This window comes from Microbacterium murale, from assembly GCF_030815955.1.
GTDB lineage: Bacteria > Actinomycetota > Actinomycetes > Actinomycetales > Microbacteriaceae > Microbacterium > Microbacterium murale_A.
Genome location: NZ_JAUSXK010000001.1, coordinates 252,646 through 268,036, shown reverse-complemented (window position 1 = coordinate 268,036; position 15,391 = coordinate 252,646). Strand labels below are relative to the sequence as shown.

The following is a 15,391-nucleotide window of genomic DNA, read 5'->3' as shown; positions in this document are numbered from 1 at the left end:
CTGGGATCGTGCTGGAGAATCCCCGGTCCCCGCGTGTCCGAGCCGTCGCGAAGCTGACGAAGCGCAGTGCGCGTACGGAGACGGGCTTGTTCCTGCTGGAAGGTCCTCAAGCCGTCCGCGAGGCGCTCGCATACCGTCCCGAAGGCATTGTGGAACTCTTCGCCACGCCGGCCGGGTGGGAGAAGCATCCTGACCTGCGTGCGGCGAGCGCCACCCATGCGGTGAAGGTCGAGTTCGTCACCGAGTACGTGCTGAACGCCATGGCCGACACCGTCACCCCACAGGGGCTGATCGCCGTGGTTCGCCAAGCTCCGACATCGGCTCGAGACATCTTCGGGGCATCTCCTCGCCTGATCGCGATCTGCGAGGAGGTGCGCGACCCGGGCAACCTCGGCACCATCATCCGTGCTGCGGATGCGGCGGGCGCGGATGCCGTGATCCTCACGGGTCGCACGGTCGATCCTCACAACCCCAAGGTCGTGCGCGCCACGACGGGATCTCTGTTCCATCTGCCGGTGTCAGTGGGCGGAAACCTCGAGGACGTGGTCGAACGCGCCCACGCTGCTGGCGTGACTGTGCTCGCCGCAGATGTGAAGGGCGACGACCTGCTGCAGGCCCGTGCGGACGGCGTGCTCGCAAAGCCGACGGCCTGGCTGTTCGGGAACGAGGCTCATGGACTTGAGGAGTCGGCACTCGCGCTTGCCGACCACGTGCTCAAACTCCCGATCTTCGGTCGTGCCGAGTCGCTGAACCTCGCCACCGCTGCCAGCGTCTGTCTGTACGAAAGCGCCTTCACTCAGCGCGCCGCAGACGGCCGCTGACAGCAAGCTCCTCCCGGCTCGTCCTGTTTCCGATCGGTTACAACTCGATAACCCGCCGACGCGGATGCTGGTTCCCGCGCTCATGCACTCACTAGTGTGGGGACATGACCGAGACTGGTACACCCCTCGTCGTGGTGGAGAACGTTCAGAAGCACTACGGCGACTTCCAGGCGCTGACCGACATCGACCTCACCGTGAACAAGGGTGAAGTCGTCGTCGTGATCGGGCCGTCCGGATCCGGCAAGTCGACGCTCTGCCGCACGATCAATCGTCTGGAGACGATCACGAGCGGCACGATCTCGATCGATGGCAAGCCGCTTCCCGCCGAGGGCAAGGGACTGGCGAAGCTCCGCGCCGACGTGGGCATGGTCTTCCAGTCTTTCAATCTCTTCGCCCATCTCACGATCCTCGAGAACGTGACGCTGGGGCCGATCAAGGTGCGCGGCCTCAAGAAGGCGGATGCCGACAAAGAAGGCATGGCGCTTCTCGAACGCGTCGGCGTCGCCCAGCAGGCCTCGAAACTTCCGGCTCAGCTCTCCGGCGGACAGCAGCAGCGCGTCGCGATCGCACGTGCGCTCGCGATGCGTCCGAAGGTCATGCTCTTCGACGAGCCGACCAGCGCGCTCGACCCGGAGATGATCAACGAGGTGCTCGATGTCATGGTCGGGCTGGCGAAAGACGGGATGACGATGATCGTCGTCACTCATGAGATGGGCTTCGCGCGCAAGGCTGCGAACCGTGTCGTCTTCATGGCGGATGGGAAGATCGTCGAAGAGGCGACGCCCGAGGAGTTCTTCACCAATCCGAAGAGCGATCGAGCCAAGGATTTCCTTTCGAAGCTCCTCACACACTGACCTACTTCACTCACAGCACACGAAGGAGACGCACATCATGCGACGCACACGAACTCTTGCCGGCATCGGCATCGCGACGGTAGCGCTGCTGGCGCTGACCGCCTGTAACAGCGGCAGCCCGAGCAGCCCGGGCGGCGACACCGGTGACGGCGGTGACGCAGGCGAGGACTCGACGTGGTTCGAGGTGGCCAGTGACGTCTCGCTGGAGGGAAGTCCGACCTTCGACAAGATGCAGGAAGCCGACAAGGTGACGATCGGTGTCAAGGAGGACCAGCCCGGTCTCGGCTACCTCGACGTCACGACGGGGGAGCGCACCGGCTTCGACGTCGACATCGCACGGTGGATCGCCGCATCGCTCGGCTTCGACGAGGACAAGATCGAGTTCAAGCCGATCGCTTCGGCGAACCGCGAGCAGGCCATCATCAACGGTGACGTCGACTACTACGTCGGCACATACTCGATCAACGACAAGCGCAAGGAACTCATCGACTTCGCGGGTCCCTACTTCGTCACCGGCCAGGGCCTGCTCGTCGCCGCCGATACACCGGAGGCCGAGAAGCTCGAGGACTTCAACGGAAAGACCGTCTGCTCGGCGACCGGCTCGACGCCGATCCAGAACATCAAGGCGAACTTCCCCGAGATCAAGACGCAGGAGTACGACCTGTACTCGGCTTGCGTCGAAGACCTCCTCAGCGGCAAGGTCGACGCGGTCACGACCGACCAGGCGATCCTGATCGGCTACGCGGCTCAGTATCCGGACGAGCTGAAGGTCACAGGCGGTCTGTTCACCGAGGAGCGCTACGGCGTCGGCCTCGCCAAGGGCGACACCGCTCTGCAGGAGCACATCAACACCCTCTTCACCGATGGTGGCGACATCTGGCAGGCGATCTTCGACAAGAACCTCGGTTCATCGGGTATCGAGGTCGAACAGCCCGCTGTCGACTGAGTGCCCCCGGGGCGGCCCTGAAAGGGGCCGCCCCTCCAACTTTTCAGAAGGGAAGACGGCGTGGACGTCATCTTCGGCAACCTCGACCTGTGGGGCGAGGCGATTGTCAACACGCTGCTCGTCTTCGTAGTCGGCGGGCTCATCGCTCTCGTGCTCGGATTCATCATCGGGGCTGCGCGTGTTTCACCGGTGCCCATCGCTCGCGCCGTGGGGACCTTGTACGTCAACGTCGTGCGCAACACCCCGCTCACGCTGGTCTTCTTCGTCTTCGTCTTCGGCTACCCGGCGCTGGGGCTTCCCAAGCTGTCCAACCTGGTGCTCGGCATCCTGGCGATCGGCATCTACACCGCGACCTATGTCGCCGAAGTGCTGCGCGCAGGCATCAACACCGTGCCCGTCGGTCAGGCAGAGGCGGCTCGCGCTATCGGCCTGCCGTTCGGACAGGTCATGGGCGAGGTCATCCTTCCACAGGCCTTCCGCTCGGTCGTTCCGCCCATGATGAGCGTCTTCATCGCCCTGTTGAAGAACACCACGGTGGCGGCCGGGTTCGGAATCGCAGAGCTCGGTGCTCTCAGAGCGTCGGTGAACGACGCAGGGGATCGTCCGGGAAACCCGATGGAAGTCCTGCTGTGGGTCGCCGCGGTGTTCGTCGCTCTGGTGCTCGTGCTGAGCGCGGTGCAACGCCGCCTCGAGAACAAGTGGAGGATCGTGCGATGAGTGTCGTGCTCTATGACGTCCCGGGTCCCCGTGCGATCGCGCGCAACCGCGTCATCGCTGTCATCACCGTCATCGTCGTACTCGCGGCGCTCGGGTTCATCGTCTACCGACTCTTCGCGACAGGACAGTTCTCCGCAGAGAAGTGGTACATCTTCACGTTCTCCAACGTGTGGATGGGCATTCTCAAGGCGTTGGGAGCGACGCTCGCGGCATTCGCGTCTGCGGCTGTCCTGAGTATCGTGCTCGGATTCATCCTCGCGATCGGCAGGCTTTCCGAGCATGCGTGGGTGCGTGTCCCGGTCACTGTCGTCACGGAGCTGTTCCGCGCCATCCCGGTGCTGGTGCTGATGATGCTGCTCTACTTCGGTCTGCCGGTCATCGGGATCAAGATGGAGCCGTATTTCGCCGTCGTGATCGCGCTGATGCTGTACAACGGATCCGTCCTCGCCGAGGTGCTGCGCGCCGGCATCGAATCCCTGCCGCGTGGGCAGAGAGAAGCCGGGTACGCGATCGGGCTCCGAAAGAGCGGCGTCATGCGACTCATCCTGCTGCCGCAGGCGATCCGTGCCATGCTCCCGGTCATCGTCGCGCAGCTCGTGGTGACGATGAAGGACACCGCACTCGGATTCATCATCACCTACCCCGAACTGCTGTACTACGCGAAGCAGCTGATGTCGCAGCAGGGCCGTCCGATCCTGCAGTCGACATTCGTCATCGGCGGCATCTACATCATCATGTGTCTGATCCTCTCCGGTATTGCGAAATGGGTGGAGATTCGCACCCGTCGTTCGCCGAAGCTGCAGGCACTCGCCGCGGACAACGCGGCGGTGATGCACGAGGGCACCGACACCGAGATTCTCGTGGCGCAGAAGGGCGCGGGGAAATTCGACGGGAACAGCCAGGGTCCGGGCATTTGAGCGTACGGCTCGCCGGTAGACTCATGTCTCGTGTCTGATGCCCCTGAAATCACGCCCGAGGCGGTGGAATCCGCCGTCGCCGCAGCGCTCGAGGCGATCGGTGCCGCCGCCGATACCGCAGAGCTGAAAGAGGCTCGCACCGCGCATGTCGCTGAGGGGTCGCCGCTGGCAGTCCTGAACGCCTCCATGCGTCAGGTCGCGCCCGAGCACAAGGCCGCTTTCGGCAAGCTCGTGGGTCAGGGCCGCGGTCAAGTGACCAAGGCTCTCGCTGCCCGTGAAGCCGAGCTCGCCGAGGCGGAGACTGCGGCACGCCTGGAGGCGGAGCGCGTGGACATCACCGCCGTGTCGTCGCGCACGCGTGTCGGAGCACGGCATCCTCTCTCGCAGCTTCAGGACGACGTCTCCGACATCTTCGTCGGAATGGGGTGGGAGATCGCGGAAGGGCCGGAGCTCGAGCACGAGTGGTTCAACTTCGACGCGCTGAACTTCGACGTCGATCACCCTGCACGTCAGATGCAGGACACGTTCTTCGTCGATCCCGTCGATCGTCACCTCGTCATGCGCACGCACACGAGTCCGGTGCAGGTGCGCTCGATGCTCGATCGCGACGTGCCGATCTACGTGCTGTGCCCGGGGCGGGTCTACCGGACAGACGAGTTCGACGCCACGCACCTGCCGGTGTTCACCCAGTTCGAGGGCCTCGTCGTCGACAAGGGCATCACTATGGCGCACCTCAAAGGCACCCTCGACCACTTCGCGAAGCTCCTCTTCGGCCCCGAGGCCAAGACGCGCTTCCGTACCAACTACTTCCCGTTCACCGAGCCCTCAGCCGAACTCGACCTGTGGCACCCGACCTTCAAGGGCGGCGCGCGCTGGATCGAGTGGGGCGGGTGCGGCATGATCAACCCGAACGTGTTGCGTGCGGCGGGCATAGATCCCGATGTGTACAGCGGCTTCGCCTTCGGGATGGGGATCGAGCGCGGGCTGATGTTCCGCAGCGATGTGCAGGACATGCGCGACATGGCAGAGGGCGATGTGCGCTTCAGTGAGCAGTTCGGGATGGTGGTGTGATGCGCGTCCCGCTTTCGTGGTTGCGTGAGTACGTCGATGTGGCATCGGATGCCACGGCAGAGGACATTCTCGAGTCGTTGGTGACCGTCGGCTTCGAAGAGGAGGAGATCCACCGCTTCGAGATCTCCGGTCCGGTCGTCGTCGGGCAGGTGCTGTCCTTCGACGCCGAACCGCAGTCCAACGGCAAGACGATCCGCTGGTGCCAGGTGGATGTCGGCGAGGCTGAGCCGCGAGGCATCGTCTGCGGTGCGAGCAACTTCGCCGTCGGCGACAAGGTCGTGGTGACGCTGCCTGGCGCCGTACTGCCCGGCCCGTTCCCGATCGCTGCGCGCAAGACCTATGGTCACGTCTCGGACGGGATGATCGCGTCGGCGCGAGAGCTGGGGCTGGGGGATGAGCACGACGGCATCCTCGTCCTGTCGTCGCTCGGCATCGACGTTCCGGTCGGCACTGATGCGATCCAACTGCTGGGACTTGACGACGTCGCCGTCGAGATCAACGTCACTCCCGATCGCGGTTACGCTTTCTCGATCCGCGGAGTCGCCCGCGAGTATGCGCACGCGACCGGTGGGGACTTCCGCGATCCTGCGGAGCACGAATGGTCGGAGGTGGAGCCGGGAACCGGCTTCCCGATCAGCGTCGACGCTGAGCCGCTGCGGGAGAGCCCTGCCGTGCAGGAGTTCGTCGTCCGTGTCGTCCGCGATGTCGATCCCTCCCGTCCGACGCCGCCGTGGATGGTCGCCAGGCTTTCGCTCGCCGGCATCCGTTCGCTCGGTGTGCTGATCGACATCACGAACTACGTGATGCTCGAGCTGGGCAACCCCATCCACGGGTACGACCTCGACAAGCTCTCCGGCGGCATCACGGTTCGTCGCGCGCAGCACGGCGAGACGATGAAGACGCTCGACGGCCAGGAGCGTACGCTCCACGTCGAAGACCTGCTCATCACCGACGAGTCAGGCCCCATCGGCCTCGCCGGTGTCATGGGCGGCGGCACGACCGAGATGGGTGACGAGACGCACAACGTGCTCATCGAGGCCGCGATCTTCGATCCGATCTCCATCGCACGCAGCGCGCGTCGCCACAAGCTGCCCAGCGAAGCGTCCAAGCGCTTCGAGCGCGGTGTCGATCCGCTGGTGCCGTTCGTCGCCGCGCGCCGTGTTGCCGATCTGATGGTCGAACTCGCCGGCGGTCGCATCGACGAGGTGGGTGGTGCGCTGTTCAGCGACGTCTCCATCGACGGCATCGAGCTTCCCGCCGAGTTCGTTCCAGGACTGATCGGCGTCGACTACACGGATGAAGAGATCGTGTACGCGCTCGAGACGATCGGCGCAGAGGTCACCGAGACGACCGACGGCTGGCAGGTCATCCCACCCAGCTGGCGTCCCGATCTCACGGACAGGTGGACGCTGGCGGAGGAGGTCGCTCGGATTCACGGGCTCGACCGTATCCCCGCCGTACTGCCGACCCCGCCGTCCGGCCGCGGACTCACCGCCCATCAGCAGGGTCGTCGTCGCGTCTCGAACGCGCTGGCTGCCGCGGGCCTGGTCGAGACGCCCGCGTTCCCGTTCACCACTGAGGCGCAGAACGATCTTCACGGATCGGCATCGGGGGAGCACCTTCCGAGCATCAAGCTCGCGAACCCGCTCGACGGGCAGGCGCCGTTCCTGCGTCGATCGCTGATCCCCGGCCTGCTCCAGATCGCGCATCGAAACATCGCGCGGGGACTCACCGACCTTGCGATCTTCGAGATCGGTGTCGTCTTCCTGCCGGAGCCGGGAGTCACGTACGGCACCGATGAGGTGCCGCCGCTGGGCCAGCGGCCTTCGGATGAAAAGCTCGCCGAGTTGAACGCCTCGATCCCACCACAGCACCGTCATGTCGCCGGGCTCTTCACGGGCAACGTGACCGAGCGTCAGCCCGGTCGCGCTGCAGAGGCTTTCGGACTGACGGAGGCGCTGGATGCCGTGCGCGTGATCGCTGCAGCATCAGGCGTCGAGATCGATGTCGAGCAGGGGCAGCGCGCGGCGCTGCACCCAGGGCGTACGGGCGTGCTGAGCGTCGGCGGCACCGAGGTGGGCTACGTCGGTGAGCTGCATCCGAAGGTGGCCGCTGACGCCGATCTGCCTGGTCGCGCGGTGGTGCTGGAACTCGATCTCGATGGCATCCTGTCGTTGGCGGGATCGCGCGTGGTCGCCGCATCGCTGTCGACATATCCAGCAGCGACGCAGGATGTGTCGCTGGTGGTTCCGACTTCTGTGACGGCTGGCGAGCTGCGCGCTGCTCTCGTCGAAGGCGCGGGCGAGCTGCTCGAGTCGCTGCGACTGGTCGACGACTATCGCGGCGAGGGCGTGCCCGACGGCTCGAAGAGCCTGACGTTCGCGCTGCGATTCCGTGCTGAGGATCGCACGTTGACCGCGGGCGAGGCGACCGAGGCGAAGCTCGCCGGTGTCGCTGTCACGGCTGAGCGCTTCGGGGCGGCGTTGCGCGAGTAGTGCCTGAGTCTCGTTCGGAACGCCGGTGTCTCTTTTCGGGATGCCGGCGTTCTGTTTTCACTGCCACTTCGTCGAACATAACAACGAATCAAATTCTTGCTCATATCGAACATATGGACTATACTGAGTTCATGGAACCTTGGTTCGACGATGTGGATGATCGGCCGCGTGATGCGGCGTTCTTCGTGGAGTCGGCGTTGGATGATCTGCAGTGTGCGGATATTGATCTGAATAGGTATGAGGCGATGCGGTCGTGCCGGATCGCTGATGCTGTCGCGTTGGCTCGACGGAATCCTCACGTCTATGTGCACGGGACGGACAAGGATGCTGTGGCGCAGGCCGAGCGTGCTGCGATCTTCGACATCGCGCTGCGACTGAGGTGTTCGGAAGAGTATGTGCGCGGGGTGCTGTTCACGGCAGAAGAGGCGATGACGCATCTTCCGTTGCTGTGGCGGCAGGCCAAGGATGGTTTCGTGTCGATGTATCTGGTCGGTCGCACCGTGGGATCGCTCGCGCGGGTACGTGCCGATATCGGTGCGTCGGAGGAAGAGGTTGAGCTCGAACGTGAGGCGATGCGGCTGATCGATCAGGCAGCGTCCGAGTGGGCGTTCTCGTGTCCACCGGCGGCGTTCCTGCGTCGGTTGCGTACCCTGGTTGATCGGCTCGATCCGGTCGGGGCCACGGAGCGGCATGCTCGCAAGGTTCGTGGCCGCCGCGTGGTGGTTCACGAGGATGAAGACGGCATGAGCTGGTTCATGGCATACATCCCGACAGTTGAGGCGATCGCGGCGAAGCGCCGGTTGACGTCGGCGGCGAAGCATTTGCAGAAGAACCCGGACGAGTGCCGTAGCCGTGACCAGATCCGCGCCGATCTGTGCTCCGACTGGTTGCGCGGTATCGGTACCGACAAGGCAGTCAAGACGAAGATCTTCGTCACCATCCCGGTTCAACTCTTGGAAGGGGAGACCGTGCCCGCCCAGGAGGCCGAGCTCGTCGGGCATGGTCCGATCGACCCCCTCACCGCGAAGCAAGTGTTCCTCGACACGACAGCCTTCCGCCGGGTGATCATCGACCCGATCCGCAGCATCGTCATCGACATGGACCGCCGCAGCCGCCGTGCCACCCCGGCGCAACGCGAGTGGCTCATCCTGCAACACGGCACCTGCGCCAGAGACGGCTGCAACCGCCTCGCCCAAGACGCCGACATCGACCACACCACCCCCTGGGCCCACGGCGGCACCACCGACCTCCACGAGCTCAGACCCCTGTGCCCCCGCGACCACACGCACCGACATCTCACCCGCGCGATCTACCGCAACCGACCAGACAACACCGTCCAAGTCACCACACCCACCGGCCACGAAAGCAAACCCCCACCACGTTCTTCCGCGATCGCCCCGCCGTTCTGAACCGTGCTCAGCGCGCGCTGCCGGGTTCACTCGCGTGTCCTTCGACGTCTCTCCTGATGACCGGCGAGGATGAGCGCATGGCTTCAGAATCCGTATCCACCTGGCTGCGTGAGCAGCCTGCACTCACGGGTGTGCCTCTGGCTGTCACTCTCGATGACCTGCCCGCCGATCCGGCCGCGCTGTTCAGGACCTGGATCCACGAGGCAGTGGCCCACGGCGTCCCTGAACCTCACGCGGCGACCCTTGCGACCGTCGATGCCGACGGTGTTCCTGACGCACGCACGCTGATCCTGAAGGACGTCAGCAGCCACGGCTGGGCGTTCGCCGGTCACCGTTCGTCGCAGAAGGCTGAGCAGCTTCTCGCGCGCCCTTCGGCGGCATTGAACTTCTGGTGGCAGCCGATCGTCAGAGCCGTGCGCGTGCGAGGCGCTGTGCGGGAAGCGACTCCTGAGGAGAGCGATGCCGACCTGGCAGCACGCTCTGCCTCGGCCCGCGAGGGCATCGCACCGGGGGAATGGGTTCTGTGGCGCCTCGCTCCGACCAGGATCGAGTTCTGGAACGGCGCCGTCGACCGCCGGCACACGCGAATCGTGTACTTTCGCGAGGGTGAGAACTGGTCGCACACGGTGACCGGCGGCGATACGAACGGAGACACTGCGACATGAGCGGCTATCAGGTGACGCAGATCGGTGCGCCGGACGAGTGGCGTGACCATTTCGGTGGCTTCGACGAGGCGCGTTCCCGTGACGGTCGACGGGTCGTAGACCACGAGCTGAAGATGCAGTACATCGGTATGACGGCGAATGCGCTCGAGCCCGGCGAAGAGGCCGGATACTGGCACACGCACAGCCACGTCGAAGAGCTCTACGTCTTCCTCGGGGGGACGGGCCAGATGGGGTTGGATGACGAGGTCGTCGAAGTCGGCCCTGGCACGGTCGTCAGAGTCGAACAGAATGTCTGGCGCACCTGGCGTGCACGCCCGGACAGCGCCGAGCAGCTGCGCTGGCTCTGCATCCGTGCCGGTGGCGAGCAGCTGCCGCACCTTCCGAACGACGGCACGCGCGCGCCCGAGCGGCCCATGCCGTGGCCGGCGTCGTGATCGAAGCGTCTGCCGTGCCGCGGGCAACCGCAGCGACGGCGCCATCCGGTGCCCGCGAGCTCGGTGTCGCACCTTTTCTGAGCACCGGCGCGCAGATCGACTGGCACTCCCGCAAGCCACGCTGGCAGCAGGGCGACGCATCCAACATCGCGCCGATGCGCGTCGTCCGTGACGACGAACGGGGCCTGGTGGCGTGGCTGACGCCTGGCACCCTCCTGGAGGGGATGGGGGCATCGAACGGGAAACGCATCCGAACCGTGCCGCTCGATCAGCGCTGGCTCGTCGATCGCACCCGGATCGTGGAGGAGTGGTGGGGAAATGGAGTGCTGCGCATCGCGCCCGCCGGCACGCCCTGGTCCGTCTGGCTGTTCTGGAACGAGGCCACCGGGGACGATTGGGAATTCGCCGGCTGGTACGTGAACCTCGAGAACGCGCATCAACGCCTGCACGCAGCCACGCACTCATCCGACCACGTGCTCGACGTCGAGATCGATGCCGCCGGCGACATCAGCCTGAAGGACGAGGACGAACTGGAAGCGGCGATCGAACAGGGCCGCATTTCCGTCGACGAGGCGCAGCAGATCACCCGTCATGCGGACGCCGCGATCGCCGCGTTCCGTGACGGGCACTGGGCGTTCGCGCAGAGATGGGTCGATTGGCGCCCGGATCCGACGTGGACGATCCCGCAACTCGCCGACTTACCGAGCTGACGCTCTCGCACCATCGCTAGACTTCGAGCAGTGACACGGGGTGCCGCGCCGAGCGGCTGAGAACACACCCGTCGAACCTGATCTAGTTCGTACTAGCGAAGGGATGTCGCCATGAGCGATCTTCTGTACCCACCGTCCGCCCAGCCCGTCGTCGCTGAAGCGATGCGATTGCTGAAGTCGGTGCGCGAGGCGCCGCCGCTCACGCACTGCATCACCAACGCCGTCGTCACCGGCTTCACCGCCAACGTGCTGCTCGCCGTCGGTGCGGCTCCGGCGATGGTTGACATCGTCGGCGAATCCGAGCTGTTCGCCGGAGTCGCCAACGGCCTTCTGATCAATCTCGGCACGCCCACCCCGGAGCAGCGTGCCGCCGGACTCGAGGCTGCCGCAGGTGCCGCGGCATCAGCAACGCCCTGGGTGCTCGATCCGGTCGCGATTGGCGCTCTGCCGGTGCGCACCGCCCACGCACAGCGCCTCGTCGAGCAGCGTCCGACAGCGATCAGAGGAAACGCCTCAGAGATCCTCGCACTCGCCGGAATGAGCGCCGGTGGACGCGGCGTGGATGCGACGGATTCTCCGGACGCCGCCGCAGATGCTGCGCGCATGCTCGCGACCCGCTACGGCAGCGTCGTCGCGGTCTCCGGGCCGATCGACTTGATCACAGACGGAGAGCGTGTCTTCCGCATCGCCAACGGCGACGAGCTCCTCACTCGCGTCACGGGTGGCGGCTGCGCACTCGGCGCCGTCATGGCCGCCTTCCTCGGCGCGGCGCGTTCGATACACCTCTCACCTCTCACCGCCGTCACGGCCGCCACCGTGTACTACACGATCGCCGCAGAGCGCGCCGCCGCCCGAGCTACCGGCCCCGGCAGCTTCGCGGTCGCTTTCCTTGATGAACTGGCAGCCACGACGCCTGCTGATCTCGACAGTGCGGCACGCATCGAAGACGAGACGACCGCACGCGTCGAGATGGACGTCTCGTGAGTATCGATCTCTCGCTGTATCTCGTCACGGATCCCGTGCTGTGCGGCGAACGAGGCGTCGTCGACGTCGTGCGAGAAGCGGTCGCTGGTGGCGTGGGCATCGTCCAGCTGCGCGACAAGACCGCGACCGACGCGCAGATCGTCGACCAGCTCATCGAGCTGTCCGACGTGATCGACGCACGCGCAGCGCTCGTCGTCAATGACCGGCTGGATGCGGCGCTCGAAGCCCGCGCGCGCGGCGCTCGCGTCGACGGCGTCCACCTGGGACAGTCCGACACCTCAGTCGAGCGCGCGAGGGAATTGCTCGGACCTGACGCGATCATCGGACTCACCGCGAACACCGCAGCGCACCTCGATGCCGTGCGCGCATTGCCGCCGGGAACCGTCGACCATCTCGGCGTGGGAGTGATCCGACCGACCGACACCAAACCGGATCACCCGGCACCGCTGGGAATCGAAGGGTTCCGTGCGTTCGCGGAGCTCAGCGAATTGCCCTGCGTCGCCATCGGCGGCGTCGGGATCGACGACGTCGAGGCGCTCCGCGATGCCGGCGCGGCAGGGATCGCGGTGGTCTCGGCACTGTGCGCCGCGGACGATCCTCGGACGGAGGCACGTGCGTTCCGTCGTCGTTGGAGGGGCGCGGCATCCGTTCCCCGTGTGCTGAGCATCGCCGGAAGCGACCCGTCCGGTGGTGCAGGAATCCAGGCCGATCTGAAGTCCATCGGCGCGAACGGCGGATACGGGATGGCTGCGATCACGGCCCTCACCGTGCAGAACACGCAGGGCGTCCGCGCAGTGCATGTGCCTCCCGCCGACTTCCTCCGTGCCCAGCTCGACGCGCTATCGGTGGACATCGACATCGATGCCGTCAAGATCGGGATGCTCGCCGACGCAGCAGTCATCCGCACCGTCACCGCATGGCTCGACGACGCGCGCCCACCCATCGTCATCGTCGATCCGGTGATGGTCGCGACGAGCGGGGATCGCCTGCTCGAGGAGGATGCGGAGCACGCACTGCGCGATCTGCTCAGGCGGGCCGACCTGGTCACCCCGAATCTCCTCGAGCTCGCAGTGCTCGCGGACACGGTGATCGCAGACAGCTGGCCCGCCGCGATCGCGGATGCCGAGCGGCTGTCCGCCGACATCGGCGTAGCCGTTCTCATCAAGGGCGGCCACCTCGGCGGGGACCAGTCGCCCGACGCCTTCGTCGACGCGACGACAGCGACCGTTCAGCAGTTTCCCGGCACGCGGATCGACACGGACGCCACGCACGGCACGGGTTGCTCGTTGTCCTCGGCTCTCGCCACCCAGCGTGCGCTGGGGAAGGAGTGGCCGCAAGCCGTGATCGCGGCGAGGGAATGGCTGCGCGAATCATTGCGCGCCGGTGCTGAGCTGCAGGTAGGGCGTGGTCACGGGCCGATCGACCATTTCGCAGGATCGCGCGCACGAGGCGGCATCGATACGTCACCGACCCGTGACGAGGTCGTGACGCAATGGTGGGAGCACATATCGGCGATACGTGCCGACATCGACGAGCTCCCGTTCGTCCGCGCGCTCGCCGACGGCACACTCGACAGGGGCGCGTTCACCCACTACCTCGCGCAGGACGCCCTGTACCTCAGCGGTTATGCGCGTGTGCTCGCAGATGCCGCGCGGCTCGCTCCGACGGCGAAGGAGCAGGCTTTCTGGGCGAACTCGGCGCACGGGTCGATCGTCGGCGAGCTCGAACTGCATGCGCAGTGGCTCACACCGGATGAGGGCGTGAGCGATGGGACCTTCTCCGCGACGCCGTCTCCGACGACGACCGCGTATCTCGATCACCTCAGATCGTCGGCATACGGAGGCGACTACGCGCAGTTGATCGCTGCTCTGCTTCCGTGCTTCTGGTTGTACACCGATCTCGGGCTGCGCCTCGGTGAGGGGCACTTCGGAGACTTCGCCCGGTCGATGACCCACCCCTACGCGTCGTGGCTGCGCACCTACGCGGACGAATCGTTCGCCGAGGCCACGCAGCAGGCGATCGAGTACGTGGCGTCGGCGGCCGCAGCATCCGATGGGGAAGGCCGGATGCGCATGCTGCGCGCGTTCGAGGCATCAGCGCGGCACGAGCTCGCGTTCTTCGCTGAACCGCTCCGACACGAGTCGTGCGTATCCGCCCTGAGTAGATCGTCGGCCGCGCCCGAGGCGAAGATGGTGTGATGGGCATATGACGAATGTGCTCGTTCTCGGTGGAACCGCCTGGCTCTCCGGCCTCATCGCGACGAGATGGGTCGACAGCGGCGCACGTGTGACATGCCTCGCGCGTGGCACCCACGCTGTCCCGAAGGGCGCCGCGCTCGTCCGCGCCGACCGCGACGACGCCGATCCGTACGACGAACTGCACGGCGAGTGGGACGAGATCGTCGACGTCTCCCGTCATGTTGGTCACGCCCGCGGTGCGGTGGCAGCGCTGGGTGGCCGCGCCGCGCGCTGGACATACGTCTCCTCGACGTCGGTGTACGCCGACGAGGCGACACCAGGCGCGGATGAGACGGCAGCGACCGTGGCGCCGGCGAGGGACGGCGACGAGTACGAGTACGGCGCGCACAAGGTCGCCTCCGAGGAGGTCGTCCGCTCGCTCGGCGAACGCGCACGCATCGTGCGTCCGGGCCTCATCGTGGGTCCGGGAGACCCGAGCGATCGCTTCGGATACTGGGCGGCTGCGTTCGACCGCGCTGCGGACGGTCCGGTGCTCGTCCCGAGTGTCGAGGGGCGAGCGGCGCAGGTGATCGACATCGATGACCTGGTCTCCTTCCTGGTGGCCGGCGATTCCTCCGGTACGGTCAACGCCGTCGGTGATGTGCACGACCTCGGCCACGTGCTGGATGCCTTCCGCACGGCGACCGCACACGACGGCGAGGTCATCACGGCCGACGATGGATGGCTCGAGGCGCGCGGCGTCGAGTTCTGGTCGGGGGATCGATCCCTGCCGCTGTGGCTGCCGATGGACATGGGCGGCTTCATGACGCGCTCGAACGCCGCGTACCGGGCCGCAGGGGGAATCCTGACGCCGCTGGAGACGACGATCGCGCGCATCGTCGAGGATGAGCGGGCCAGGGGAGTGAACCGCGAGCGACGGGCGGGACTCACCCGTGACGAGGAGTCGGCGCTGCTCGAGACGCTGTAGCGGTCTGCCGATTTGCGCACCGCACGGCCGCGGCGCTACTGTCGCCACATGCCTTCGGCTGTTTCCGCTTCCCCGACGCTCGCTCCGAGCGTCGTCGTGGTGCGCCGACGCCGCAGCCGTCTGGGCGGCCGCCGACTCTAGGCGACCCCGTGCTCCCCGAACGTCGATGCGTCGACGAGAGGGTCGATCACCGGTGTCGCCGC

14 protein-coding genes and 1 riboswitch are annotated in these 15,391 nt (G+C 66.1%); all 14 genes read left to right on the top strand.

The features are described 5' to 3' along the window. Positions 1–8: 8 nt before the first annotated feature. Complete coding sequence (locus QFZ46_RS01340) at positions 9–821, top strand: TrmH family RNA methyltransferase (protein WP_307357562.1); 813 nt, start codon at positions 9–11, stop codon at positions 819–821. A gap of 104 nt (positions 822–925) precedes the next feature. Then, positions 926–1,675, top strand: coding sequence for an amino acid ABC transporter ATP-binding protein (locus QFZ46_RS01335; RefSeq protein WP_307357560.1), 750 nt, complete (start codon positions 926–928; stop codon positions 1,673–1,675). A gap of 37 nt (positions 1,676–1,712) precedes the next feature. Beyond that, entirely contained in the window at positions 1,713–2,621 is a 909-nt protein-coding gene (locus QFZ46_RS01330) for a glutamate ABC transporter substrate-binding protein (protein ID WP_307357558.1), read from the top strand. 60 nt (positions 2,622–2,681) lie between these two features. Further along, positions 2,682–3,338: an amino acid ABC transporter permease gene (locus QFZ46_RS01325; protein WP_307357556.1), complete on the top strand. Its 657-nt coding sequence runs from the start codon at positions 2,682–2,684 to the stop codon at positions 3,336–3,338. After that, positions 3,335–4,255: an amino acid ABC transporter permease gene (locus QFZ46_RS01320; protein ID WP_307357554.1), complete on the top strand. Its 921-nt coding sequence runs from the start codon at positions 3,335–3,337 to the stop codon at positions 4,253–4,255. The genes QFZ46_RS01325 and QFZ46_RS01320 overlap by 4 nt, the downstream gene beginning before the upstream one ends. 30 nt (positions 4,256–4,285) lie before the next feature. Further along, on the top strand, positions 4,286–5,326 hold the full coding sequence (pheS, locus tag QFZ46_RS01315) for a phenylalanine--tRNA ligase subunit alpha (RefSeq protein WP_307357552.1): 1,041 nt from the start codon (positions 4,286–4,288) through the stop codon (positions 5,324–5,326). Then, on the top strand, positions 5,326–7,821 hold the full coding sequence (pheT, locus tag QFZ46_RS01310; RefSeq protein ID WP_307357551.1) for a phenylalanine--tRNA ligase subunit beta: 2,496 nt from the start codon (positions 5,326–5,328) through the stop codon (positions 7,819–7,821). The genes pheS and pheT overlap by 1 nt, the downstream gene beginning before the upstream one ends. Continuing rightward, positions 7,821–9,230, top strand: coding sequence for an HNH endonuclease signature motif containing protein (locus QFZ46_RS01305; RefSeq protein WP_307357549.1), 1,410 nt, complete (start codon positions 7,821–7,823; stop codon positions 9,228–9,230). Before pheT ends, QFZ46_RS01305 begins: the two co-directional genes overlap by 1 nt. Before the next feature lie 77 nt (positions 9,231–9,307). Further along, positions 9,308–9,895: a pyridoxine/pyridoxamine 5'-phosphate oxidase gene (locus QFZ46_RS01300; protein WP_307357548.1), complete on the top strand. Its 588-nt coding sequence runs from the start codon at positions 9,308–9,310 to the stop codon at positions 9,893–9,895. Beyond that, entirely contained in the window at positions 9,892–10,329 is a 438-nt protein-coding gene (locus QFZ46_RS01295; RefSeq protein ID WP_307357546.1) for a cupin domain-containing protein, read from the top strand. Before QFZ46_RS01300 ends, QFZ46_RS01295 begins: the two co-directional genes overlap by 4 nt. Beyond that, positions 10,314–11,039 carry a DUF402 domain-containing protein gene (locus QFZ46_RS01290; RefSeq protein WP_307357545.1) on the top strand — a complete coding sequence of 242 codons (726 nt, stop codon included), beginning with the start codon at positions 10,314–10,316 and terminating at the stop codon, positions 11,037–11,039. The genes QFZ46_RS01295 and QFZ46_RS01290 overlap by 16 nt, the downstream gene beginning before the upstream one ends. A gap of 26 nt (positions 11,040–11,065) precedes the next feature. Further along, a riboswitch (TPP riboswitch) is annotated at positions 11,066–11,160 on the top strand. After that, positions 11,151–12,023: a hydroxyethylthiazole kinase gene (gene thiM / locus QFZ46_RS01285; RefSeq protein WP_307357543.1), complete on the top strand. Its 873-nt coding sequence runs from the start codon at positions 11,151–11,153 to the stop codon at positions 12,021–12,023. Its footprint overlaps the riboswitch before it by 10 nt. Further along, positions 12,020–14,221, top strand: a complete 2,202-nt coding sequence (locus tag QFZ46_RS01280) for a bifunctional hydroxymethylpyrimidine kinase/phosphomethylpyrimidine kinase (protein WP_307357542.1) — start codon at positions 12,020–12,022, stop codon at positions 14,219–14,221. The genes thiM and QFZ46_RS01280 overlap by 4 nt, the downstream gene beginning before the upstream one ends. Positions 14,222–14,228: 7 nt before the next feature. Further along, on the top strand, positions 14,229–15,188 hold the full coding sequence (locus QFZ46_RS01275) for an NAD-dependent epimerase/dehydratase family protein (protein WP_307357540.1): 960 nt from the start codon (positions 14,229–14,231) through the stop codon (positions 15,186–15,188). The last annotated feature ends 203 nt before the right edge of the window (positions 15,189–15,391 follow it).